Origin of the sequence: Cyanobium sp. PCC 7001 (assembly GCF_000155635.1) — a bacterium.
Lineage (GTDB): Bacteria > Cyanobacteriota > Cyanobacteriia > PCC-6307 > Cyanobiaceae > NIES-981.
The window spans coordinates 1,522,624-1,542,321 of sequence record NZ_DS990556.1 but is presented as its reverse complement, the minus strand read 5'-3'; the positions used below and the strand labels follow the sequence as shown (position 1 = coordinate 1,542,321).

The following is a 19,698-nucleotide window of genomic DNA, read 5'->3' as shown; positions in this document are numbered from 1 at the left end:
TCTCGTTTGGTGGTACTGACCTCCCGGCGGTCGCAGGATGGATCCGCGACCCGACCAGCTTTTCCGATTCACCCCCGTTTTCATCCCCATGCCTGCTGACTCCAAGGCCGCTTCCTTCGCGACGTCCGGTGCCTCGGCCTCCTCTCCCGCCGATGCCAGGGCCGCGGCCGAGCGGGACAAGGCCCTGGGCCTGGTGCTCAACCAGATCGAGCGCAACTTCGGCAAGGGCTCGATCATGCGCCTCGGCGATGCCTCCCGCATGCGGGTGGAAACCATCTCCACCGGTGCCCTGACCCTGGATCTGGCCCTGGGCGGCGGCTATCCCAAGGGCCGGGTGGTGGAGGTCTACGGCCCGGAGAGTTCCGGCAAGACCACCCTCACGCTCCACGCCATTGCCGAGGTGCAGAAGCGCGGTGGTGTGGCGGCGTTCGTCGATGCCGAGCACGCCCTCGATCCCGTCTATGCGGCCGCGCTGGGGGTGGACATCGAAAACCTGCTGGTTTCCCAGCCGGATACGGGCGAAATGGCCCTGGAGATCGTCGACCAGCTGGTGCGCTCGGCTGCCGTGGACATCGTGGTGGTCGACTCGGTGGCGGCTCTGACGCCCCGCGCCGAGATCGAGGGGGAGATGGGCGATCTGGCGGTGGGCAGCCAGGCCCGCCTGATGAGCCAGGCCATGCGCAAGATCACCGGCAACATCGGCAAGTCCGGCTGCACGGTGATTTTCCTGAACCAGCTCCGCCAGAAGATCGGCGTCACCTACGGCAGTCCGGAAACCACCACCGGTGGCAACGCCCTCAAGTTCTATGCCTCGGTGCGCCTGGACATCCGCCGCATCCAGACCCTCAAGCGGGGCACCGAGGAATACGGCATCCGCGCCAAGGTGAAGGTGGCCAAGAACAAAGTGGCCCCGCCGTTCCGCATCGCCGAGTTCGACATTCTGTTCGGCAGGGGCATCAGCACCCTCGGCTGCCTGCTCGACCTGGCCGAGGAAACCGGCGTGGTGATCCGCAAGGGCGCCTGGTACAGCTACGAGGGCGACAACATCGGCCAGGGACGCGACAACACCATCACCTGGCTGGAGCAGAACCCCGAGCAGGCCGAGGAAATCGAACGGCGCACCCGCCAGAAGCTCACCGAAGGTTCGGAGGTCACGGCCAATTCGATGAAGCCTCTGGCGGCCGCGGCCAAGGCTTCGACCGTCACGACGGCGGAGGCACCTGGTTCTGGTCTTCCCGGGGGTTCAGGTCTCGATGCTGCGGTCAAGCCGGCCAGCGCGCTGCCCGTGGCCGGCTGAGTCCGTCAGGTGGGGAGGGAGTTCGGGGCCGCGATGTCCGCGGATGGGTCCACCGAACCGGACGCCGGCTCTGGAGCGGGGCCGCTGTGGAGCACCTGGGCCACCCGTTGAAGCTCCTGGATGGCCTCGGCGCCTTCCAGTTTCACCAACTCATGGCCGTTGCGCGATTCCACCCAGCTGATGCCGAAATCGGACACCAGGAACCGCACCATGTGGTTGGTGCCCAGGTTGGCCACGAAGGAGGCGCCCTGGCCATCACGGCCGTCGCCGCAGCTGTAGCAGGTGGCGGCCATGCCGCGGCTCTGAAGGCTGGTGGCGAGGGCCTTCAGGCTCATCACAAGGTCTTGGACAACGGAGCGGTACTGCTCCGCGAGCCGAGGAAACATGGGCCCAACGCTGTTAACCTTGAATCCTAAGCATTTCTTCCAATTTTCGTGGGTATGAATGCTTACATCCGCACAGTGCTTGCATCTGCACAACAGTCAGTCCGGGACGGAGTCAGCCGTCCGCCAGCGTCCACCAGCCCAGCGCAGGCCCCAGGAACCGCACCGTGATCCAGAACAGCACCAGGGCGGCAATGCCGATCCAGGCACCCTTGGTGGTGATGGCCACGAACCGGTCGGCCTGATTGCGGCTCAGCGGCAGCCATGGGGCGAGCCGTGGCGAGGTGTCCGGCTCGGACGTCCGCTTGGGACCTCTGGGGGGAAGGCCCTGGATGCTGCGGCGGCGGGCTTCTCCCATCGGTGCTTCTCCAGATCGCGATGTTCAGCCGCTCAGGCTAGGGGGGGCCTGACGGTCACCCCTAGTGCGGCAACAGCCGGCTCAGGTTCATCCAGGGTTCCAGGGCGCGCAGCACCTGGCGGCCCCAGCTGCGCCCCCGCAACCTGCCATCGAGGATCGCCAGCCGTCCGCCCTGGCTGCGCAGGCCCGTCACCGCCAGCTGCAGCCGGGTCAGACCGTCCGGCAGCAACCGCTCCCGGAACCAGTCGCGGCCCTGGCGCCGCAGGGCCAGCACCTGGGCCGCGGTGAGCGGATCCTCCAGGCTGGCGATCGGCAGCAGGCCCACCACGATCTGCCCCGGCAGCGGCAGGCGCTGCTGGTGGTCCAGCCACCAGCACCAGCGTGCGCAGATCACCCCGTTCGCTTCCGGCGTGGTGGCCTCATGCACCACCCGGCTGCCGAATTCGGCGGCCAGGCCGCTGGTTAGGGACAGGCGCAGCCCCTCATCGTCCAGCAGCACGAGGGTGAGCCCGGCCTGGCCCAGCACCAGCCGCCGACACTGCTCGAGCAGGTGCTCGCCGTAGCGCGGGCTGTTGGGCAGCGGTTGGCGGAGCGGGGCGTACACCGGCAACGGATCGGCGAGGGGAGGCTCCCCGAGATCCACGCACACATCGGGGCTGAGGCCCAGACCGCGGCCCTCATTGCCGGCGGAGGTGGCGGTGCTTCCGGCCAGTTCCGCCACCAGCACGACGCCCCGGCCCTCGAACAGGCCCTGCAGCAGATGCAGGGGCTCGAGCGGCTGGCGATGCAGGCTCCAGACGACGGGCGGCCCCTGGTCCTGGCGGGAGGCCTCGAGGGTGGCCCAGCTCACCCAGGCGTCCCCCCCACTGGCCTGCCACCGCCGCCAGGGTTCGGGCAGCGGCTGCAACAGGGCCAGCAACTGGCGCAGCGGGGCCTCATCCTCCGGGGCGAGGGGCAGGGGGCGGCGATCACCTCCGGGGTGGGCCATCACCTGCCGCGTCAACCGTGCATGCAGTTCCGCCAGGGCCGGAGCCGCGGCGGGGTGGGCCCGGGCCAGCCGGTCCCAGTCGGGCCCCGAGATCTTCAGGGCCAGGCCGGCGCGAAGGCGGGCATCGAGCTGTTCGGCCTCGGGAATCACCAGCTGCCGCCCAGCCAGGCTTGCCGAGCGCCAGGCCTGCAGCAGCTCCTCAATGCTCAGCAGCCACAGCCGCGCCCCCTCGGGCTCAGGGCCCTCATGGCAGGGCAGGGCCAGGCCGGAGGCCGCCAGTCGGGGCAGCTCCACCTGGAGCAACCGCTGCCGCAGGGTGGGGCTGAGCACCAGGGCGATCGGGGTGTCACTCAGGGCCAGGGGCACCAGCAGCCCCAGCAGCCAGCCCGGGTCCGTGCCCGGCGCGAGCCGCACCAGGGTGTGGTCGCCGCGGCGCAGGCTGCGGGCCACGAGCCGACAGAGGCTGAGCTGATGGGGCCAGGGCTCCTGACCTCCCAGACCCTCCCGGCGCAGCAGGGCCTTGAGCTGGTGGTGGGCATGGGCCTCGAGCATCCGCCGCCGTCAGCCGGGGGCTGAATCGTAGGAAGCTGACCGCATGGCACTGCAGCCGTGATGACAACCGCTCTGTTGGCGACATCCCTCTCGGCGCCGCCTCGGCTCGAGGGGCCCATCGGCCTCGTGGGGCTGGGCCTGATCGGAGGCTCCCTCGGTCTCGATCTTCAGGCCAGGGGCCTGGAGGTGCGGGCCCTGGTGCACCGGCAGGCCACGGCCGAACGGGCGCGGCAGCGAGGCCTCGCCAGCGCTGTGAGCCTGGATCCCTCGATCCTGCAGGACTGCGCCCTGGTGGTGCTGGCCCTGCCCCTGGACCGGTTGCTGGCACCGGAGCCCGCCCTGGTGGAGGCGATCCCGGCGCAGGCCGTGGTCACCGACGTCGGCTCGGTGAAAGCGCCTGTGCTGGCGTGCTGGTCGGGCCTGCATCCCCGGTTCGTGGCCGGCCATCCGATGGCCGGAACCGCATCGGCGGGCGTGGAGGCGGGGCAACGGGGCCTGTTCGCGGGGCGCCCGTGGGTGCTCACCCCAACCCCCCACACCGATCCGGCGGCGCTCGATCAGCTGTGCGGCCTGGTGGCGGCGGTGGAGGCGCGCTGTCTGGTGGGTGACGCAGCGGATCACGATCGGGCCGTGGCCCTGATCTCGCACCTGCCCGTGCTGGTGAGTGCGGCCCTGCTGCAGGGGGTGGACGGCTGCGCCCGGCAGCAGGGGGGTGCTCTGCCGGAGCTGGTGCGGGCCCTGGCCTCCAGCGGCTTTGCCGATACCACCCGGGTGGGGGGAGGCAACCCGGAGCTGGGCACGTTGATGGCCCGCTGCAACCGGGAAGCGCTGCAGACCGCGCTGGCGGCCTACCGCCGCAGCCTTGAGCAGCTGGAGCAGTGCCTGGCCGAGGAGCGCTGGCCCGCTCTCCAGGAGGAGCTCAGCACCTGCCAGCGTTTGCGGCCGGAGTTTCTCTGAGCGCCAGCTCCCGCCCGTGGCGTGCCAGCAGCTGGCGGCAGACCATCAGGGCCGAGAGCGTCACCCCCGCGGTGCCCTCTCCGGGGTGGATGGCATCGCCGCAGAGCCAGAGGCCCTCCAGCGGGGTGCGGCTGGCCAGGCCGCAGGGCCCGAAGTTCGAGGGGCGTTGGCCCAGGCCCCCCACGAACCCGAACGGCCGCCCGGTCCAGCGGGCGAAGCCCCGTGGCGTGGCCAGTTCCTGGTGCCGCCAGGCCGAGGCGGGCAGGCCGAGGTGGCGCTCCACTCCGCGGCGGATGCCGGCCAGGGCCCTGGCCTTGGCAGCCCGGTAGGCCTGCGGATCCAGGGAGAACCAGGGCCGGGCCTCGGTGAACACGCTGGCGATCAGGGTGGCCGCGCCTTCGGGCGCCCGGCCGTCCCCCGGCTGGCTCACCGAGAGAAACAGGGAGCCCGGATCGTCCCAGGCGATCTGGAGGTGGCACGGGCAGTCGGCGGGCAGGGCCGCGCGCTCCACAGCCCCGTATAGCACGAGGGCGCCGGACGGGTCCGGCAGGGTGGTGAGGCGGCGGTGGTACCCGGCCGGCAGCTGCTCGGAGCCCAACAGCTCCGGCAGGCACTGGGGCGGAATCGCCACCACCACATCGGCTGCCTCCCAGAGGCCTTCGGGAGTTCCTCTGCCGGAGCCCTGGGCCCTGACGGACCAGCCATGGGGGAGGCGCTCCAGCCGCGTCACCCTGTGGCGCAGGTGCAGCTGCCCGCCCGCCCTGGCCAGCGCCTCCTCCAGCGGGGTGCTCAGGGCCTGCATGGAGTCCTCCAGATGCCACAGCCCCAGGGGGGCCTGCGCCATGGCCAGCACCGTGGCTCCGTAGAGGGCCGCCGTGCGTGCGGCCGGTTCCTGGGAGTAGAGCCGCAGCTGCAGATCCAGGAACCGGCGCAGCCGTGGGTCGCCCCCGCAGCCGCAGAGCTCCAGCACCTGGGCCATGCTGGCCGGCGCCAGCACGCCACTGGCCAGGTTGGCGGGCCTGAGGGCCCCGATCAGGCGGCCCAGATCCCAGGCATTGCGGGGCGGAAGCACGGGATCACGGGCCGCGAACCCCCAGTTGGCCCGATGCAGGGCGTCGCACAGCCGCCAGAAGGCGCCACTGCCGGGGAACTGGTGGTCCCGCTCCTGCCGCCAGCGCTCCGGGTCACGCCAGAGGCGCACCGGCGGGCTGCCATCGCCCAGGTCCACCACGCAGGCCGGATCCAGGGCGCGGGCCGCCGGGAGCGGCAGGCCCAGATGGGCAAAGATCCTGGCGTGGCTTCCCCCCGGCTCCAGGCCCGCCACCTGGGTGGCCCCCACATCGAAGCAGTACGGGCCGCGGCGGAAGGTGCCGGCACAGCCGCCGGTCTGGCTGTGGGCTTCGAGCAGGGCCACGTGCAGGCCGGCGTCCGCCAGGAGGGCGGCGGCGGTGAGACCGGCGATGCCGGCTCCGACCACCACCACCTCCACGGCCTGCCCCATGGCGGCATGCTGGCAGCCAGGCGTGTGCGACCGCGACATGGCAGGGCTTCCCATCGAGCCGTTGTCGGAGTGGCTGCAGTCCCGTGTGGGTTCTCGGGTGCTCAGCGCCGCACCGGTGGGCGGTGGATGCATCCATCAGGCCTGGCGCCTGAGCTGCTCCGATGGCCGCAGTCTGTTCGCCAAGACCAACCGGTCCACGGCCCTGGCGATGCTGGAGGCCGAAGCCGAAGGCCTGGTGCCCCCCGGAGCTGGTGGTGCCGCGTCCTCTGGCCTGCGGCGTGGTGGGGGATCGGGCCGTGCTGGTGCTTCCCTGGCTGGCGCTGCAGAGCGGTGGCCCCGGCTGGGCCGAGCTGGGGCGGGGCCTGGCGGGGCTGCACAGAAGAAGCCAGGGCGGCAGCCCGGGGCCCGGTTTCGGTTTCACCAGCGACAACTTCATCGGTTCGGCACCCCAGAAGAACGGCTGGCGCGCCGGCTGGGCCGACTTCTTCGTGGCGTGCCGTCTGGCACCCCAGTTGGCGATGGCCGAGGCGCGGGGAGACACCTATCCCGGAGCGGCAGAGCTGCTGGAGCGCATTCCCCGGCTGCTGCAGAACCATGCCTGCGAGCCGGTGCTGGTGCACGGCGATCTATGGAGTGGCAACGCCGGCCTGCTGGAGAACGGCGGCGCCATCTTCGATCCGGCCGCCTACTGGGGTGATCGGGAGGTGGACCTGGCCATGGCCAGGCTGTTCGGCGGGTTCCCGACCACCTTCTTCTCGGCCTACGAGGCGGCTTGGCCCCTGCCGGAAGGTGCCGACCAGCGCGTGCCTCTCTACAACCTCTACCACCTGCTCAACCACGCCAACCTGTTCGGCGGAAGTTACAGGCACCAGGCCCAGGTCTCCATCGACAGACTCCTGGCCGTGGTCGGCTGAGGGTACGAGCTCAGCTTCAGCCCAGGTACTCGTTGCGCAGGTTCTGGAGCCTGGCCACCACGGCTGAGCGCTTCTCGCTGGTGGTGAGGTTCTGCCAGCTCCACTGGCCCACCACCACGAGGCCGAGCAGCTCGAGCAGGCCGGGAACGATGGGCAGCAGGTTGATGGTGTCCAGCACGCCCTTGATCAGGATCTGCACCACGATCACCACCACCAGGATGCCGACCGCCTTGCCGATCCGCCCCATCTGGTTCCAGTCCACCTGGCCCAGGGTCTGGTTGATCTGGCCCAGGATCTCGCTGTAGCGCTCCTTGATCTCCGCCGCGGTCTGGGAGCCGCTGCCGCTGTCGGTGTCCGTGGCAGTGGCACCGAATGGAGCAGCGCCGGCGTCGCTCGCCTGCTGGGCCGTGTCGTCGGAGTCGACTGTGGGCGTGGTGGTGTCGTTCATGACCTGCGCAGGGCTCCGGCTCACAATGCTCCATAAAGTATCGGGGTGCCTTCCACCGCGCCAATCGCCCTGGGCATTGATCGCGGCCTGCACACCGTGCTGGTGCGGCTGCTGGCCTGTGCCGCTCCTGAGGAAGGCTGCGCTCTGCTGCTGGGCCGCCAGCTCCCGCCTGCGGCGGAGGACGAAGGGCCACTCTGGCAGCTGGAGCGGATCTGGCCCTGCCTGAACGTGTGGCCGGAGTCAGGCGCGAGGAGCCGGCGCTTCGCCATCGATCCAAGGGAGCAACTCGTGGCCCAGCGCTGGTGTCGGCCGCGCGGGCTGGCGGTGCTCGGGGCCGCCCACAGCCATCCAGTCGGGCCGGCCCGGCCTTCGGCTACCGATCGATCCCTCACCCTGGCCCCGGCGCTGATGGTGATCCTGGGTGCCGATGCTGCCCCCCTGGCCTGGTGGCTCCCGGAGAACGGGGCCCATCCCCGGCCCCTGCCGTGGAGAATGGGTGATTGATCCGGTCCGCGGCCCGAGCCGCCGCGGCCATGCTCCTGCCGATGCTTCCCCCCGACACCACTGGCGTCCAGCTCAGTTCCGATGAGGTGGCCCGCTTTTCGCGCCATCTGATCCTGCCGGAGGTGGGCATGGAGGGGCAGAAGCGACTCAAGGCGGCCTCCGTGCTCTGCGTGGGAACCGGCGGGCTTGGCTCCCCCCTGCTGCTCTACCTAGCGGCAGCGGGCGTGGGGCGAATCGGCATCGTCGATTTCGACGTGGTGGACCACTCCAACCTGCAGCGCCAGGTCATCCATGGCACTAGCTGGGTGGGCAAGCCCAAGATCGAATCGGCGAAGGCCCGCATCCATGAGATCAACCCCCACTGCCAGGTGGATCTCTACGAAACCGCTCTCACCAGCGAGAACGCTCTCCAGATCATCGGGCCTTACGACCTGGTCTGCGACGGCACCGACAACTTCCCCACCCGCTACCTGGTGAACGACGCCTGTGTGCTGCTGGGCAAACCGAACGTGTACGGCTCGATCTTCCGCTTCGAGGGCCAGGCCACGGTGTTCAACCTGGATGAGCACAGCCCCAATTACCGCGATCTCTTCCCGGAGCCGCCGCCGCCGGGGATGGTGCCCTCCTGCGCCGAAGGCGGGGTGGTGGGTGTGCTGCCCGGCATCATCGGCGTGATCCAGGCCACCGAGGCCGTGAAGATCATCACCGGCATCGGCACCACCCTCAGTGGCCGGCTGCTGCTGTTCGATGCCCTGGGCATGAAGTTCCGGGAGCTCAAGCTGCGGCCCAACCCGGAGCGCCCCGTGATCGACGGGCTGATCGATTACCAGGAGTTCTGCGGCGTGGGTGGCAGCGCTCCGGGCCAGGAGGAGGCCGGCAGCGTGCCCACCATCACCGTGGCCGAACTGAAGACCGTGATCGACGGGCAGCTCGAAGAGATCCTGCTGCTGGATGTGCGCAACCCCCAGGAGGCCGACATTGCCGTGATCCCGGGGTCGGTGCTGGTGCCGCTCGATCGCATCGAGAGCGGTGAGGCCATCGAGGACGTGCGCCGCCTGGCCGAGGGCAAGAAGCTCTATGTGCACTGCAAGCTGGGTGGCCGCAGCGCCAAGGCCCTGCTGGCCCTCGGGCGCCATGGCATCGAGGGCATCAACGTGAGCGGCGGCATCGACGCCTGGAGCCAAGAGGTGGATCCCTCGGTGCAGCGCTACTGAGCTGCGCGATCAGTAATCCACCCCTCGCTTGAGGTCCACGCCGCGCTCGGCGTAGTGCTTGTGGCACACCATTTCGGAGTGCACCGAAGCCAGGTCGAAATAGAGGGGGCGATTGCGGCAGCGTCCGGTGAGGATCACTTCCGTTTCCGCCGGTTTGCGCAGCAGCGTCTGCACGATCGGCTCCTGGGGCAGCAGTTCCAGGTCCACCGTGGGGTTGATCTCATCGAGGATCACGGTCTTGTAGAGCCCGCTCGAGATCGCTGCCCGGGCGATTTCCCAGGCCCGCTCGGCCTCCACGTAGTCGATCGGCTGCTGCTGGCCCCGCCACACGATGGCATCGCGGCCCGAACGCAGATGGTCCACCAGGTGGGGATAGCTCTCGCGCAGAGCGGCGATGGCCGCATCCTCGGTGTAGCCGGCGCCGCCCTTCAGCCACTGCAGGATCAGCACGCGGTGGCTCTTGTCCTGGCTGATGCCGCGGCCGATGGCCTGCAGGGCCTTGCCCAGGGCACTGGTGGACTTGCCCTTGCCCTCGCCGGTGTAGATCTCGATCCCGTCGAGCCCCAGGGGTTCGGCCGTGGCGTCCTGGCGGCGGTGCGCCCGCATCTCCGAGTGCAGATCGGCCAGCTGCACCAGCTGGCGCGGCGCCCCCCGCCCGGTGCAGATCACCTCCATGCCTTCGGGTTTGGCTGCGAGGGTGCGGCAGATCTGCTCGGTGTCCAGCAGACCGAGATCGAGCACGGGGTTGAGCTCATCGAGCACCACCACCGAGTAGAGATTGCTGGCGATCGCTCCCTTGGCGATGTCCCAGCCCCGCTCGGCCTCCTGCCGGTCGAAGCGGGTCACCTGCTCGGCGCTGAAGAACTCCCCCCGGCCGGTGCGCACCTGGTCGATCAGATGGGGGAAACCCTGCTGCAGCGCTTCGATGGCCGCATCCTCGTCGTAGGCCCGGCCCGGCCCCTTGAGAAAGCGCAGCAGCAGCACCCGGGTGCGCTTCTGCTCGCAGATGCCGAGCCCGATCGTGCGCAGCACCACCCCCAGAGCGGCCTGGCTCTTGCCCTTGCCGTCGCCGTCGTACACGTGCAGCTGCCCGTGGGTGCGCTCATCGCGGTCCGAGGCCGTGCGGATGCCGATGCCGGCACTGCTGCCGCGTCCGCTGCTCCGTTGCGGCGAAGGCGTGGTGCTCGGGCTCATCGCTGCCGTGCGTTGGCGGCGATGCTACCCGCCATGGCCGGGGCCTCCACATCGCGCAGCTGTTGCACAGCACCGCCATGGCCTTGCCAGGATCGCCCCACGCTCCAACGCTCCCGCAGCCCCGAAGCCGTGCCGTTCTCCCTGCTCGAGAGCCTCCCAGCCGCCCTGGATCGGGGTCTGGCCGACCTGCGGGCCCGTCTGGCGGCGATGCCCCGGATCGTAGTGGCCTACTCCGGCGGTGTGGACAGCACGCTGGTGGCCGCGATCGCCGTCGAGCAGCGGGGCTCCGGGGCCCTGGCGATCACCGGGGTGTCGCCGGCTCTCGCCCCCCATCTGCGGCGGGAGGCGGCGATGCAGGCGAGTTGGCTGCGCATCGCCCATCGGGAGATCCCCACGGCGGAGCTGGCGGATCCCGCCTATGCCGCCAATCCCGAGGATCGCTGCTACGCCTGCAAGCGTGAGCTGCATCGGGTCCTGGCCCCGATCGCCGCAGCGGCCGGCGCCGCCACCGTGGTGGATGGCGTGAACCACGACGACCTCGGCGACCACCGCCCCGGCATCCGGGCCGCCCGTGAGCATGGGGTTCAATCCCCCCTGGCGGAGGTGGGCCTCGACAAGGCAGCGGTGCGGCGTCTCTCCCGCGCCCTGGGGCTGCCCTGGTGGGACAAGCCGGCCCAGCCCTGCCTGGCTTCCCGCTTCCCTTACGGAGAGGCCATCAGTGCGGCGCGCCTGGAGCGGGTCGCGGCCGCCGAAGCCTGGCTGCTGGAGCGGGGCTGGCCGGAGGTGCGGGTGCGCTGCCAGGGGGATACGGCCCGCATCGAGCTGCCGGCCGCCCAGCTGGATGGAGCACTGCGGCTCTGGAGCGAGGCGCCGGAGCGGCAGGCCCTGGTCCAGGCCTTTCTGGAGCTGGGCTTCACGGCCGTGGGCCTGGACCTCGAGGGTCTGGTGAGCGGCAAGCTCAACCGCGCTCTGGCGGTTGGAGCCATCCAGACCCCTTGGCCCTGAGCTTGGTCCCGGGCCTCAGGCTGCCTCGAGCCCCCGGCCGCCATAAAACAAGCCCCCGTGTGGGGGCAGGATCACGGCAGAGGGTCTCGCACAGGAGCGCGCTGAGGGTCTCGAAAAGGAGGCTCGGGCTCAGGCCGCCAGGGCCGGCTGCCGTTCCTCGGCCGCGATGGCTCCCGGGGTTTCCCGCCGGAAGCTGGTGAGTTTGTGGTGGCTGGCGGCCAGCTCGCCGGCGAGAACGGCACAGGCCTGCTCCGGCATGGTGTGGTCGCCACAGGTGAACACGTCCACCGCGGCATAGCCGGATTCCGGCCAGGTGTGAATGGAGATATGGGATTCAGCCAGCAGGGCCAGTCCGGTGACGCCCTGGGGTTCGAATCGGTGCGTGATCAGGTTGAGAAGGGTGGCACCAGCACGTTTCGCAGCGGCGGTGATGGTGTCCCTGAGAAAAGCTTCGTCGTTGAGCTTGGCGGTGTCGCAGCCGTAGAGCTCAAGAATGCAGTGTTTTCCGACCGTGTCGGAGATCTGGTGAGGGAGGGGTTCCGCGTCGGTGGCGGACTGGGCTGCACTCCATCCGGGGTGGGGGTGGAGGCACGGCAGGACCTGGGTCATCGAATACGACCGCACAAGCCGCCCACCTTACGCGAACTTCCCGCCAGGACGCTTCAGGCCGGCGATGGCGCTCAGTCCGGTGGCTTCAGGGCACCGGCGCGCAGGTGCACGATCTGGCTGCGCTGCTGCCAGCCAGCGCTGAAGGCCCCCAGGTGGGTGGCGCTCACCAGGCACTGGTGCCCCTCGCCCACGGCCTCCAGCAGCAGCTGCTGGCGGGTCGGGTCGAGCTCGGCCAGCACGTCGTCGAGCAGCAGCAGCGGGGGGTCTCCCACCACGCTGCGCACCAGTTCGAGTTCCGCAAGTTTCAGGGCGAGCACCAGGGTGCGCTGCTGGCCGGCTGAGCCGTAGCGCCGGGCCGGCTGGCCCCCCAGGCTGAGCGCCACCTCATCCCGGTGCGGCCCCACGCTGCACTGGCCCAGGCGCAGCTCGGTGTCGCGCTGGGCCGCCAGCTGGCTGTGGAGGGCGGCCCGCCAGGGCTCCTCCGCCTCGTCGCCCTCCAGATGGGTGCCGCTGCGGTAGGCGATGGCCAGCGCATCACGCCCGCCGCTGAGGCGTTGCTGCCAGTGGGCCGCCAGGGGCTCGAGGCGTTGCAGGGCCCGGTGGCGGCGGCGATGCAGCCGGGTTCCCACCACGGCCATCTGCTGATCGAAGGCATCCAGCAGCCCGGCCTGCTCCCCTCCCCCCAGCCCCCGCCGCAGCAGCTGGCTCCGCTGCCGCAGCAGCCGGCCGTAACGGCTGAGCAGCTCGCCGTAGAGCGGCTCCAGCTGCAGCACCACCCGGTCGAGCCACTGACGCCGCCCCGCGGGCTCCCCGCGCACGAGCTCCAGATCCAGGGCACTGAAGCTCACACAGCGCAGATCGCCGAGCAGATCGAGCTGCCGTTCCAGGGGCTTGCCGTTGCGCCGGGCCTCACGGCCACCCCGGTGGCGCAGCTCCAGCTGCAGCAGCTCCCCCCGGGCGGTGAGGCCCCGGATCCGGGCGTGGCTGCACCCCTGCTGGATCAGGTCCCGGTCGGAGCCGGTGCGATGGGTGCGCAGGGAGCCGAGCAGCTCCACCCCTTCGAGCAGGTTGGATTTCCCCTCGCCATTGGGTCCCAGCACCAGCAGCCGGGAGGCCTCCAGGTTCAGCTCCAGCCGCGTGATGTTGCGGAACTGCAGCAGCTCGAGGCGTTCCAGCCGGATGGGTCTGAAGCGGTGAGCGGCTAAGGTAAGACCGCTGCAGGCACCGCCTGCAGGCGCCCACTCCACCGGCTTGCCAGGCCGTGGGAGACGCCGGACATCAGCTGCCGGTCCATGGGAATCTGGGCATGTAGCTCAGTTGGATAGAGCGTCAGATTCCGGTTCTGAATGTCGGGGGTTCGAGTCCCTCCATGCTCGTCGGTCGCCGGTTCCATGGTCTGCTCCCTCCCGCCCTGTGGTCGGGGGGGATTTTTTTCGCCACGGGCTGTTTTCAAGGGCCTCTTCGCAACCGTCAAGGCGCGGCAGCGCCCTGAGGGCTCGGAGGCTGGTCAGATCAGAGTTTCAGGCCCATGGCGCGGATGCCGCCGGGGTCGACGATGAAGCCCTGGCGTTCCAGGGCCCTGAGGGCTTCCGGCGGAGCCGAGAGCGACACGCTGCAGCCGGAGAGATCCCGGCGCAGCCGTCCCAGGGAGGCCTGCACGAGGGCCCGCAGCACCTGATCCCGGTTGGCGTCGTTCGGATCGCTGCACAGATCCCAGAGGTTGGCGTTGAGGGCCAGATCGCTCGTGGCACGCACGAATCCCACCACGCTGCCTGCGGGCCCCGCCACGCCGAGATGCCAGAGACTTTTCTCCAGGGCCCGTTGCCAGCGCTCGGGCGGGCGTGGGGCCTCGCCCGATGCCACCAGCAGCCCGTTGAGCACCTCCGCTGTCGGCCAGGGGTTGACCAGCAGGCTGTAGCCCTCCTGCAGCCGGGGGGGCGGTGTCTGCGGACGGAAGGGGATCAACAGGGAGCCCAGGGTGATCGCGAGCGGAGGATGGGGTCAGCCGGTGTTGCGCATGCCGGCGGCAATGCCGTTGATGGTGAGCAGAGCACCGCGCAGCAGTTCGCTGCGGCTGTACGTGCGGCCATCGGAGCCGGCACCCGTAGCTTCGCGCATGGGCGGCTGACGGTTCTGGTCGCGCAGGCGGCGCAGCAGAGCCACCTGCAGAAAGCCGAGGGGGACGATCGTGCGGTTGCGGAGGTCCACCGAGAGCTGCAGGGCCGGATCTCCATCCAGCAACCGCTGATGCCCGGTGATCGCCAGCACCAGATCGCGGGTGAGATCGAACTCGGCGGCGATGGTCTGGAAGATCTGCTCGAAGGCCTCGCGCCGCTCCGGCCGGCCCAGGGCCTGCACATAGTGGTGGGCCAGATCGATGTCCACCTTGGACAGGGTCATCTCCACCTTGGAGATCAGCATGCGGAAGAACGGCCAGCGCTGGTAGAGCAGCCGCAGCAGCTCCAGCTGTTCCGGGTCGTGGTCCAGTTCCTCCCGCAGGGCGGCCCCCACCCCGAACCAGCTGGGCAGCAGGAAGCGGCTCTGGGTCCAGCCGAACACCCAGGGGATGGCCCGCAGGCTGGAGAGATCCTTGGCTCCGCTCTTGCGGCGGGCCGGCCTGCTGGAGATCTGCAGCTTGCTGATCTCCTCGATCGGCGTGCACTGCTGGAAGAAGGCCACCAGATCGGGGTTGTCGTGCACCAGGGCGCGGTAGAAGTCGCGGGAACGGGCCGCCAGCCGCCCCATCAGCTCGTTCCAGACGGGGGTGTTGTCCACCGGGGTGCTCACCAGGCTGTTCTGCAGCACGGCGGTGGTGAGGGTCTCGAGGTTGTAGAGGGCCAGCTCCGGGAGGGAGTACTTGGAGGCCAGCACTTCCCCCTGTTCGGTGATCTTGATGCGACCGCTCAGGGTGCCGCTGGGCTGGGCCAGCACGGCCTGGTAGGCCGGGCCGCCCCCTCGGCTCACCGAGCCGCCGCGGCCATGGAAGATCCGCAGCGCCACATCGTGCTGGGTGGCGAGCTGCTGCAACGCGATCTGGGCCTTGTGGATCTCCCAGTTGCTGGAGAGGAAGCCGGAATCCTTGTTGCTGTCCGAATACCCCAGCATCACCTCCTGCAGCGGCGGGCTGGCGTCACTGCCGGTGAGCAGGCGGCGGTAGAACGGCTGGCTGAACAGGTGGCCCATCACGGCCGGGGCCCCCTGCAGGTCTTCAACGGTTTCGAACAGGGGCACCACGAGCAGGCTGGAGCTCTGGGCCACCGGATCCACCAGACCCGCCTCCTTGGCCAGCAGCAGCACCTCGAGCAGGTCAGACACCGTGTGACTCATGGAGATCACGTAGGTGCTGCAGATGCGGGTGCCGAATTCCTGCTGCAGGCGCTGCACCATGCGCAGCACGGCGAAGGTCTCGGTGGTGGCGGGGCTCCAGCTGGCGGTGGGAGGGAACAGGGGACGTCGGGTCTGCAGCTCGCCCAGCAGCCAGGCCACCCGCTGTTCCTCCTCCATCTCGCCGTAGGGGACGGGCAGCTGCAGGTAGCGGCTCAGTTCATCGAGCGCGTCGCTGTGGCGGGTGCTCTCCTGGCGGATGTCCAGGCTGGCGAGGCAGAAGGCGAAGATCTGCACCTGGCTGATCAGGTGCTGCAGTGATTCGCAGCTCAGCCCAGTGCCCTCCAGGCTCTGGAGCACCAGTTCCAGGTCGTTGCGGAATTCATCCACCGCGGCGTAGTGGAGGTCCTGCAGACCGGCGCCCCCCCCCAGGCTCCCCAGCGGGGGGGCGGTGGAAGCAAGGCCGTCGCAGGGGGATTCCCAGCCGGCGTCGGCGAGGAGCTGGTTGCGCTCCTGGGTGAGGCGCAACCGCTCGAGCACATAGCTCAGCTTGAGCCGATAGGGCTCCAGGCGGTAGCGGGCGGCCCGTTCCTCGTAGATCTCAGGGAAGCGGAGCCGGTCCATCTCAAGGGATTCCAGCAGGGCAGGACTCACCTGGCTCCACTGCATCGAGATGCTGAGCTGGTCCCGCAGCTCCCCCACGGCCCTGATGTAGCGCTCGAGCATCAGCTGGCGCTGGAAACAGGCCGTGCGCCAGGTGATGTCCGGAGTCACCGATGGATTGCCGTCACGGTCGGCCCCCACCCAGGAGCCGAAGGTGCAGAAGGCGTCGCTGGGGGGCTCCACATCCGGGTAGCTCTCCGTGAGAGCCGCGCTCACCCGCTGCCGCAGCAGGGGCATGGCCTCGAACAGCACCTCCTGGAAGAAGTGGAGGGCGTAATCCACCTCGTCGAGCACGGTGGGCTTGAACTGGTGCAGCTCATCGGTGCGCCACCAGAGCCTGATCTCCTCCTCCAGCTGCAGGCGGAGGCTCTGCCGTTCCACCCGGTTCAGGCCCGATCCCTGTTCGAGCTTCTGGATCAGGGTGGCCACCCGGCGCTGCTTGTGACGCACCGTGTGACGCACGATCTCGGTGGGATGGGCCGTGAACACCAGCCGCAGATCCAGATCCCGCAGCAGGTTCTCGATCTGGGCGGGCGGCACGTTGAGGTTGCGGAGCCGCTCGAACAGCTGGCGGAACGTGGCCGGTTCCGTCTGGCTGGCCAGGGGCGGCAGGAAGGGATCGCTCGCCACCGGTTCCGGCAGAGTCTTGAGGCTGTCGAGGTAGCTGTCCTCCTCGATGTGCTGCTCGAGGATGTTGACCAGCTGGAAGTAGAGCGAGAAGGCGCGGGCGGCGGCGATCGCCTCGGCCAGATCCATCTCCCGGATCAGCTGCACGATGGCGGCGCCAGTGTCGATGCTGGCGGTGTCGCCCTCGCTGGGGTCGCTGAGGCGCTTGAGGCGCAGCAGCCGCTCGGCGTGGTGGGGCGGGCACTCACTGCGCAGCACGGTCTGCCACAGGTCTTCGACCAGCTCCAGCCGCTCGCCCAGGAGGCGGGTGGCGCGCGGGGATGGCTCGACGACGGAGGGCACCAACTGCCGCATGGAGGCTGGACGGTCGTCGCTTGTGGTGGTGATCATCCCAAAAGACCCAGAGCCGGGTCTGTGCCCGTCATGGCGGAGAGGCGCAGCTCCTGGGCTGCCATGGAGGCCACGTCTGACGTCAGGATCGCACGGATTGTGCTGCCCTCCCGATGCCGCCGCAGCCACACCATCGCCTGATTGCCCTGGCGGAGCACCGCGTGGAGGGGTGACAGCACGGTGGAGAGACCCAGCTCCGCCGCCAGCGGAGCCACCTCGGCGAGCAGCCGCTCCAGCCAGGCACGGGCCTGAACCGGGGTGCCGTCCCGCCAGTCGCGCAGCTCGGCTTCCAGGCTGGCGCGGGCCGCGGCCCTCTCGTTGCCATCCGCCAAACGCGCCAGCTCGGCCGGATCCAGGCTGCTGGCCAGCAGGGGATCCCAGCGCTGGGGATCCCGCTGGACCTGCCAGAGCCGCAGTTCCGCCAGGGCCGTGATCGCCAGCAGCACCAGGGGATCACTCACCAGATCGCAGATGCGGATCTCCAGCCGGTTCAGTCCGTAGGGGCGGTCGTCGCCGTTGGGGCGCACCGAGGTCCAGAGATGGCGCACGTTCTGCATGGTGCCGGCCTCCAGCTGCTGCTCCATCCAGCGGATGTAATGGGCGTGATCGAGAAAGATCGGCACCAGCTCCGGCGTGAGGGGGAACTGGAGCCAGCGCTGGGAGTGGGCGCCGGTGGGGGCTCCGTCCAGGAATGGCGAGCTGGCACTGAGGGCCAGCAGCAGGGAGGCCTCGCAGCGCAGCAACCGCAGCCCGGCGAACAGGGCCTCCATCCCTTCCAGGCCGAGGTTGATGTGCACACTTGCCGTCACCACGCGGGTGCCGTAGGTGTGCTCGATGTAGTCGTGGTAAGGGTTCCCGGGGTCGGACCGCTCGAAGTGACCGCTGTCCCCCAGGCTGAGGGTGCTGCCGGGCAGCAGGGTGAGGCCGCGCTGGGCCAGCCACTGGCGCAGCCGTTGGCGTGGTTCCAGCAGCAGGGCCAGCAGACGGCCGTAGTCCGCTTCCGGGGCCGTGATGTATTCCAGGTTGCGGTGGTCGGGCTCGGTCACGAACCCCTCAAGGGCGGCGGCCACCTCCGCCGAACAGCCCACCACCGTGCCGTCCGCCCGGCCGGTGTAGAGCTCCACTTCGAAACCCTTGAGCAGCAGCGGCGATCCGGGGGGCATGGATGCGGCCTCGGAGGAGTTCACGCCAGACACGCCAGGGCCTTCAGCATGCCGCGCGCCTTGTTGAGCGTTTCCTGGTACTCGGCCGTGGGTCTGGAATCGGCCACCAGTCCGGCGCCTGCCTGCACCTGCACGCGCCAGCTGCCCTCCTCGCCGGGCTGCACCACCATCGTGCGGATGGTGATGGCCGTGTTCAGGGCCCCGCACAGGTCCACGGCGCCGTAGACCCCGGAGTAGGGCCCCCTGGCATCGGGTTCCAGGGCGTGGATCAGCTGCATGGCCCGGATCTTGGGAGCGCCGCTGACCGTACCTGCCGGGAAGGCCGCCATCAGCAGATCCCACACGCTGCGGTCCTCGGACAGGAGCCCCTCCACCTGGCTCACGATGTGCATCACGTGGGAGTAGCGCTCGATGACCATCAGGTCGGTGACCGTCACGCTGCCCGGCTGACAGACACGCCCCAGATCGTTGCGCCCCAGATCCACCAGCATCACGTGCTCGGCCCGTTCCTTCGGGTCGGCCAGCAGGTCGGCCTCCAGGGCCAGGTCCTCGGCCTCATCGCTCCCCCGGGGGCGGGTGCCGGCGATCGGCCGGAGGGAGGCCCTGATCCCCCCCCCCGGGAGGGGGTCGGCCTTGACCATCACCTCCGGACTCGAGCCGATCAGGTACCAGCCGCCGAAATTGAAGAACGCCATGTAGGGCGATGGGTTCACCATCCTCAGGCTGCGGTAGAGCTCGAAGGGATCCCGGCGGATCGAGGTCTCGAGCCGCTGGCTGATCACCAGCTGGAACACGTCCCCTGCGGCGATGTGCTCCCGGGCCTGCACCACGGCGGCTTCGAAGTCCGCCTGGCTGCGGTTGCTCGTGGTGGTCAGGTCGCTGCCGCTGCTCTCGTGCCACTGCAGGGGAGCCACGCCCGCCGGCAGCGGCGCGTGCATCTGCTCCTCCAGCGCCGCGATCCTGGCGGCCGCCGCCGCGTGGGCCGCGGCCGGATCCGCCCCGCTGCTGAGGTCGGCGTAGGCGATCGCCGTGATCTGGCGCTTGACCTGGTCGAACACCAGCAGGCTGTCGGCCAGCATCCAGCAGCCGTCCGGCGGATCGAGCGGGTTCACGGCATGGACGGGCACGCTCGGCTCGATCCACTGGATCAGTTCGTAGCCCCAGAAACCGAACAGCTGTCCCACCGGAGGCAGGCCGGGGACCGGCGGAGCGCTCAGGCCTTCCAGACAGGTGCGCAGCAGCGCGAAGGGGTTGCCTTCGAGCGCCTCGCAACGCCCATCGCGCCACTGGCGTGAGGCCTGGGATCCCCGGGCGGTGAGGATCCAGAGCGGCTCGGTCACCACGAAGCTCCAGCGTCCGATCCTTTCGCCCCCTTCCACCGACTCCAGCAACACCCCGTGGCTGCCGGAGGCCCCCACCTTCAGCCAGGTGGTGAGCGGCGTCTCCAGGTCGGCCGGCCAGCGCTTCCAGAGCGGGATGAAGCTGTGGCCCGCCGCCACCTGGTCAAGGAAGGCCTGGCCAAGGACGGACTCGTCCGGGAAGCCGGATTCGCCGGTGCCAGAGCGATCGGACGGTGACATGGGGGAACCGGCAGGCAAAAAAAACGG

At 69.8% G+C, this 19,698-nt stretch carries 18 protein-coding genes, 1 tRNA gene and 1 pseudogene; 8 read left to right on the top strand and 12 right to left on the bottom strand.

Annotated features, from left to right (window positions below; translation table 11 throughout):
• The first annotated feature begins 88 nt into the window (after window positions 1–88).
• Window positions 89–1,297 (top strand): recombinase RecA, encoded by a 1,209-nt coding sequence (gene recA, locus CPCC7001_RS07680; RefSeq protein WP_043368784.1) that lies wholly within the window; start codon window positions 89–91, stop codon window positions 1,295–1,297.
• Window positions 1,298–1,302: 5 nt separating this feature from the next.
• On the opposite strand, the gene CPCC7001_RS07675 is transcribed toward recA, so the two are convergent.
• The 3 genes from CPCC7001_RS07675 to CPCC7001_RS07665 all read right to left on the bottom strand — a co-directional run bounded on the left by CPCC7001_RS07675 (window position 1,303) and on the right by CPCC7001_RS07665 (window position 3,578).
• Complete coding sequence (locus CPCC7001_RS07675) at window positions 1,303–1,683, bottom strand: DUF1815 family protein (RefSeq protein WP_043368783.1); 381 nt, start codon at window positions 1,681–1,683, stop codon at window positions 1,303–1,305.
• A 112-nt stretch (window positions 1,684–1,795) separates the two neighbouring features.
• A complete protein-coding gene (locus CPCC7001_RS07670; protein WP_043368781.1) occupies window positions 1,796–2,038 on the bottom strand; it encodes a DUF2839 domain-containing protein in 243 nt (80 codons plus the stop codon).
• 61 nt (window positions 2,039–2,099) lie between these two features.
• Entirely contained in the window at window positions 2,100–3,578 is a 1,479-nt protein-coding gene (locus CPCC7001_RS07665; protein ID WP_006911254.1) for a hypothetical protein, read from the bottom strand.
• A gap of 60 nt (window positions 3,579–3,638) precedes the next feature.
• Here CPCC7001_RS07665 and CPCC7001_RS07660 point away from each other — a divergent pair, with 60 nt between their 5' ends.
• Complete coding sequence (locus tag CPCC7001_RS07660; protein WP_050757093.1) at window positions 3,639–4,535, top strand: prephenate/arogenate dehydrogenase; 897 nt, start codon at window positions 3,639–3,641, stop codon at window positions 4,533–4,535.
• On the opposite strand, the gene crtD is transcribed toward CPCC7001_RS07660, so the two are convergent.
• The gene (gene crtD / locus CPCC7001_RS07655) at window positions 4,498–6,075 is read right to left on the bottom strand and encodes a C-3',4' desaturase CrtD (RefSeq protein WP_225867203.1); all 1,578 of its coding nucleotides are present in this window, start codon (window positions 6,073–6,075) and stop codon (window positions 4,498–4,500) included. The genes CPCC7001_RS07660 and crtD overlap by 38 nt on opposite strands.
• On the opposite strand from crtD, the pseudogene CPCC7001_RS16010 reads away from it, so the two are divergent.
• Both CPCC7001_RS16010 and CPCC7001_RS07650 read left to right on the top strand, forming a co-directional pair.
• A pseudogene (locus CPCC7001_RS16010) lies at window positions 5,996–6,211 on the top strand (hypothetical protein); the annotation flags it as partial. The gene crtD and the pseudogene CPCC7001_RS16010 overlap by 80 nt on opposite strands.
• A gap of 76 nt (window positions 6,212–6,287) precedes the next feature.
• A complete protein-coding gene (locus CPCC7001_RS07650; RefSeq protein ID WP_006911451.1) occupies window positions 6,288–6,950 on the top strand; it encodes a fructosamine kinase family protein in 663 nt (220 codons plus the stop codon).
• 16 nt (window positions 6,951–6,966) lie between these two features.
• Here the strand turns inward: CPCC7001_RS07650 and CPCC7001_RS07645 are convergent, their stop codons facing one another.
• The gene (locus CPCC7001_RS07645; RefSeq protein ID WP_006909088.1) at window positions 6,967–7,398 is read right to left on the bottom strand and encodes a CAAD domain-containing protein; all 432 of its coding nucleotides are present in this window, start codon (window positions 7,396–7,398) and stop codon (window positions 6,967–6,969) included.
• A 45-nt stretch (window positions 7,399–7,443) separates the two neighbouring features.
• On the opposite strand from CPCC7001_RS07645, the gene CPCC7001_RS07640 reads away from it, so the two are divergent.
• The gene (locus CPCC7001_RS07640) at window positions 7,444–7,902 is read left to right on the top strand and encodes a M67 family metallopeptidase (protein ID WP_006909892.1); all 459 of its coding nucleotides are present in this window, start codon (window positions 7,444–7,446) and stop codon (window positions 7,900–7,902) included.
• A 41-nt stretch (window positions 7,903–7,943) separates the two neighbouring features.
• Window positions 7,944–9,116, top strand: a complete 1,173-nt coding sequence (gene moeB / locus CPCC7001_RS07635; RefSeq protein ID WP_043369748.1) for a molybdopterin-synthase adenylyltransferase MoeB — start codon at window positions 7,944–7,946, stop codon at window positions 9,114–9,116.
• Window positions 9,117–9,125: 9 nt separating this feature from the next.
• Here moeB and CPCC7001_RS07630 read toward each other — a convergent pair whose 3' ends face one another.
• Window positions 9,126–10,310, bottom strand: a complete 1,185-nt coding sequence (locus CPCC7001_RS07630) for a cob(I)yrinic acid a,c-diamide adenosyltransferase (protein WP_006910305.1) — start codon at window positions 10,308–10,310, stop codon at window positions 9,126–9,128.
• Window positions 10,311–10,439: 129 nt separating this feature from the next.
• Here CPCC7001_RS07630 and larE point away from each other — a divergent pair, with 129 nt between their 5' ends.
• Window positions 10,440–11,315 carry an ATP-dependent sacrificial sulfur transferase LarE gene (larE, locus tag CPCC7001_RS07625; protein WP_006909073.1) on the top strand — a complete coding sequence of 292 codons (876 nt, stop codon included), beginning with the start codon at window positions 10,440–10,442 and terminating at the stop codon, window positions 11,313–11,315.
• A 129-nt stretch (window positions 11,316–11,444) separates the two neighbouring features.
• Here larE and speD read toward each other — a convergent pair whose 3' ends face one another.
• Both speD and recF read right to left on the bottom strand, forming a co-directional pair.
• A complete protein-coding gene (speD, locus tag CPCC7001_RS07620) occupies window positions 11,445–11,924 on the bottom strand; it encodes an adenosylmethionine decarboxylase (RefSeq protein WP_006910197.1) in 480 nt (159 codons plus the stop codon).
• Window positions 11,925–11,995: 71 nt separating this feature from the next.
• On the bottom strand, window positions 11,996–13,171 hold the full coding sequence (recF, locus tag CPCC7001_RS07615) for a DNA replication/repair protein RecF (protein ID WP_006909975.1): 1,176 nt from the start codon (window positions 13,169–13,171) through the stop codon (window positions 11,996–11,998).
• A gap of 55 nt (window positions 13,172–13,226) precedes the next feature.
• Between recF and CPCC7001_RS07610 the strand changes: the two genes are divergently transcribed.
• A tRNA-Arg gene (locus tag CPCC7001_RS07610) sits at window positions 13,227–13,300 on the top strand.
• 136 nt (window positions 13,301–13,436) lie between these two features.
• Here the strand turns inward: CPCC7001_RS07610 and CPCC7001_RS07605 are convergent.
• From CPCC7001_RS07605 to CPCC7001_RS07590, 4 genes are read right to left on the bottom strand one after another with little or no spacing between them, the layout of a single operon-like run.
• Window positions 13,437–13,889, bottom strand: coding sequence for a hypothetical protein (locus CPCC7001_RS07605; RefSeq protein WP_006909056.1), 453 nt, complete (start codon window positions 13,887–13,889; stop codon window positions 13,437–13,439).
• Between the two features lie 36 nt (window positions 13,890–13,925).
• On the bottom strand, window positions 13,926–16,928 hold the full coding sequence (ppc, locus tag CPCC7001_RS07600; protein ID WP_006910189.1) for a phosphoenolpyruvate carboxylase: 3,003 nt from the start codon (window positions 16,926–16,928) through the stop codon (window positions 13,926–13,928).
• Window positions 16,925–18,091: a glutamate--cysteine ligase gene (gshA, locus tag CPCC7001_RS07595; protein ID WP_043369744.1), complete on the bottom strand. Its 1,167-nt coding sequence runs from the start codon at window positions 18,089–18,091 to the stop codon at window positions 16,925–16,927. The genes ppc and gshA overlap by 4 nt, the downstream gene beginning before the upstream one ends.
• A 20-nt stretch (window positions 18,092–18,111) precedes the next feature.
• Window positions 18,112–19,671, bottom strand: a complete 1,560-nt coding sequence (locus CPCC7001_RS07590) for an anthranilate synthase component I family protein (protein ID WP_006909826.1) — start codon at window positions 19,669–19,671, stop codon at window positions 18,112–18,114.
• Window positions 19,672–19,698: the final 27 nt, after the last annotated feature.

Excerpts from the sequence above, each read along its gene's own strand:
- recA (WP_043368784.1), top strand. The coding sequence starts at position 89 with ATGCCTGCTGACTCCAAGGCCGCTTCCTTCGCGACGTCCGGTGCCTCG.
- CPCC7001_RS07675 (WP_043368783.1), bottom strand. The coding sequence starts at position 1,683 with ATGTTTCCTCGGCTCGCGGAGCAGTACCGCTCCGTTGTCCAAGACCTT.
- CPCC7001_RS07670 (WP_043368781.1), bottom strand. The coding sequence starts at position 2,038 with ATGGGAGAAGCCCGCCGCCGCAGCATCCAGGGCCTTCCCCCCAGAGGT.
- CPCC7001_RS07665 (WP_006911254.1), bottom strand. The coding sequence starts at position 3,578 with ATGCTCGAGGCCCATGCCCACCACCAGCTCAAGGCCCTGCTGCGCCGG.
- CPCC7001_RS07660 (WP_050757093.1), top strand. The coding sequence starts at position 3,639 with ATGACAACCGCTCTGTTGGCGACATCCCTCTCGGCGCCGCCTCGGCTC.
- crtD (WP_225867203.1), bottom strand. The coding sequence starts at position 6,075 with ATGTCGCGGTCGCACACGCCTGGCTGCCAGCATGCCGCCATGGGGCAG.
- CPCC7001_RS07645 (WP_006909088.1), bottom strand. The coding sequence starts at position 7,398 with ATGAACGACACCACCACGCCCACAGTCGACTCCGACGACACGGCCCAG.
- moeB (WP_043369748.1), top strand. The coding sequence starts at position 7,944 with ATGCTTCCCCCCGACACCACTGGCGTCCAGCTCAGTTCCGATGAGGTG.
- CPCC7001_RS07630 (WP_006910305.1), bottom strand. The coding sequence starts at position 10,310 with ATGAGCCCGAGCACCACGCCTTCGCCGCAACGGAGCAGCGGACGCGGC.
- speD (WP_006910197.1), bottom strand. The coding sequence starts at position 11,924 with ATGACCCAGGTCCTGCCGTGCCTCCACCCCCACCCCGGATGGAGTGCA.
- ppc (WP_006910189.1), bottom strand. The coding sequence starts at position 16,928 with ATGATCACCACCACAAGCGACGACCGTCCAGCCTCCATGCGGCAGTTG.
- gshA (WP_043369744.1), bottom strand. The coding sequence starts at position 18,091 with ATGCCCCCCGGATCGCCGCTGCTGCTCAAGGGTTTCGAAGTGGAGCTC.
- CPCC7001_RS07590 (WP_006909826.1), bottom strand. The coding sequence starts at position 19,671 with ATGTCACCGTCCGATCGCTCTGGCACCGGCGAATCCGGCTTCCCGGAC.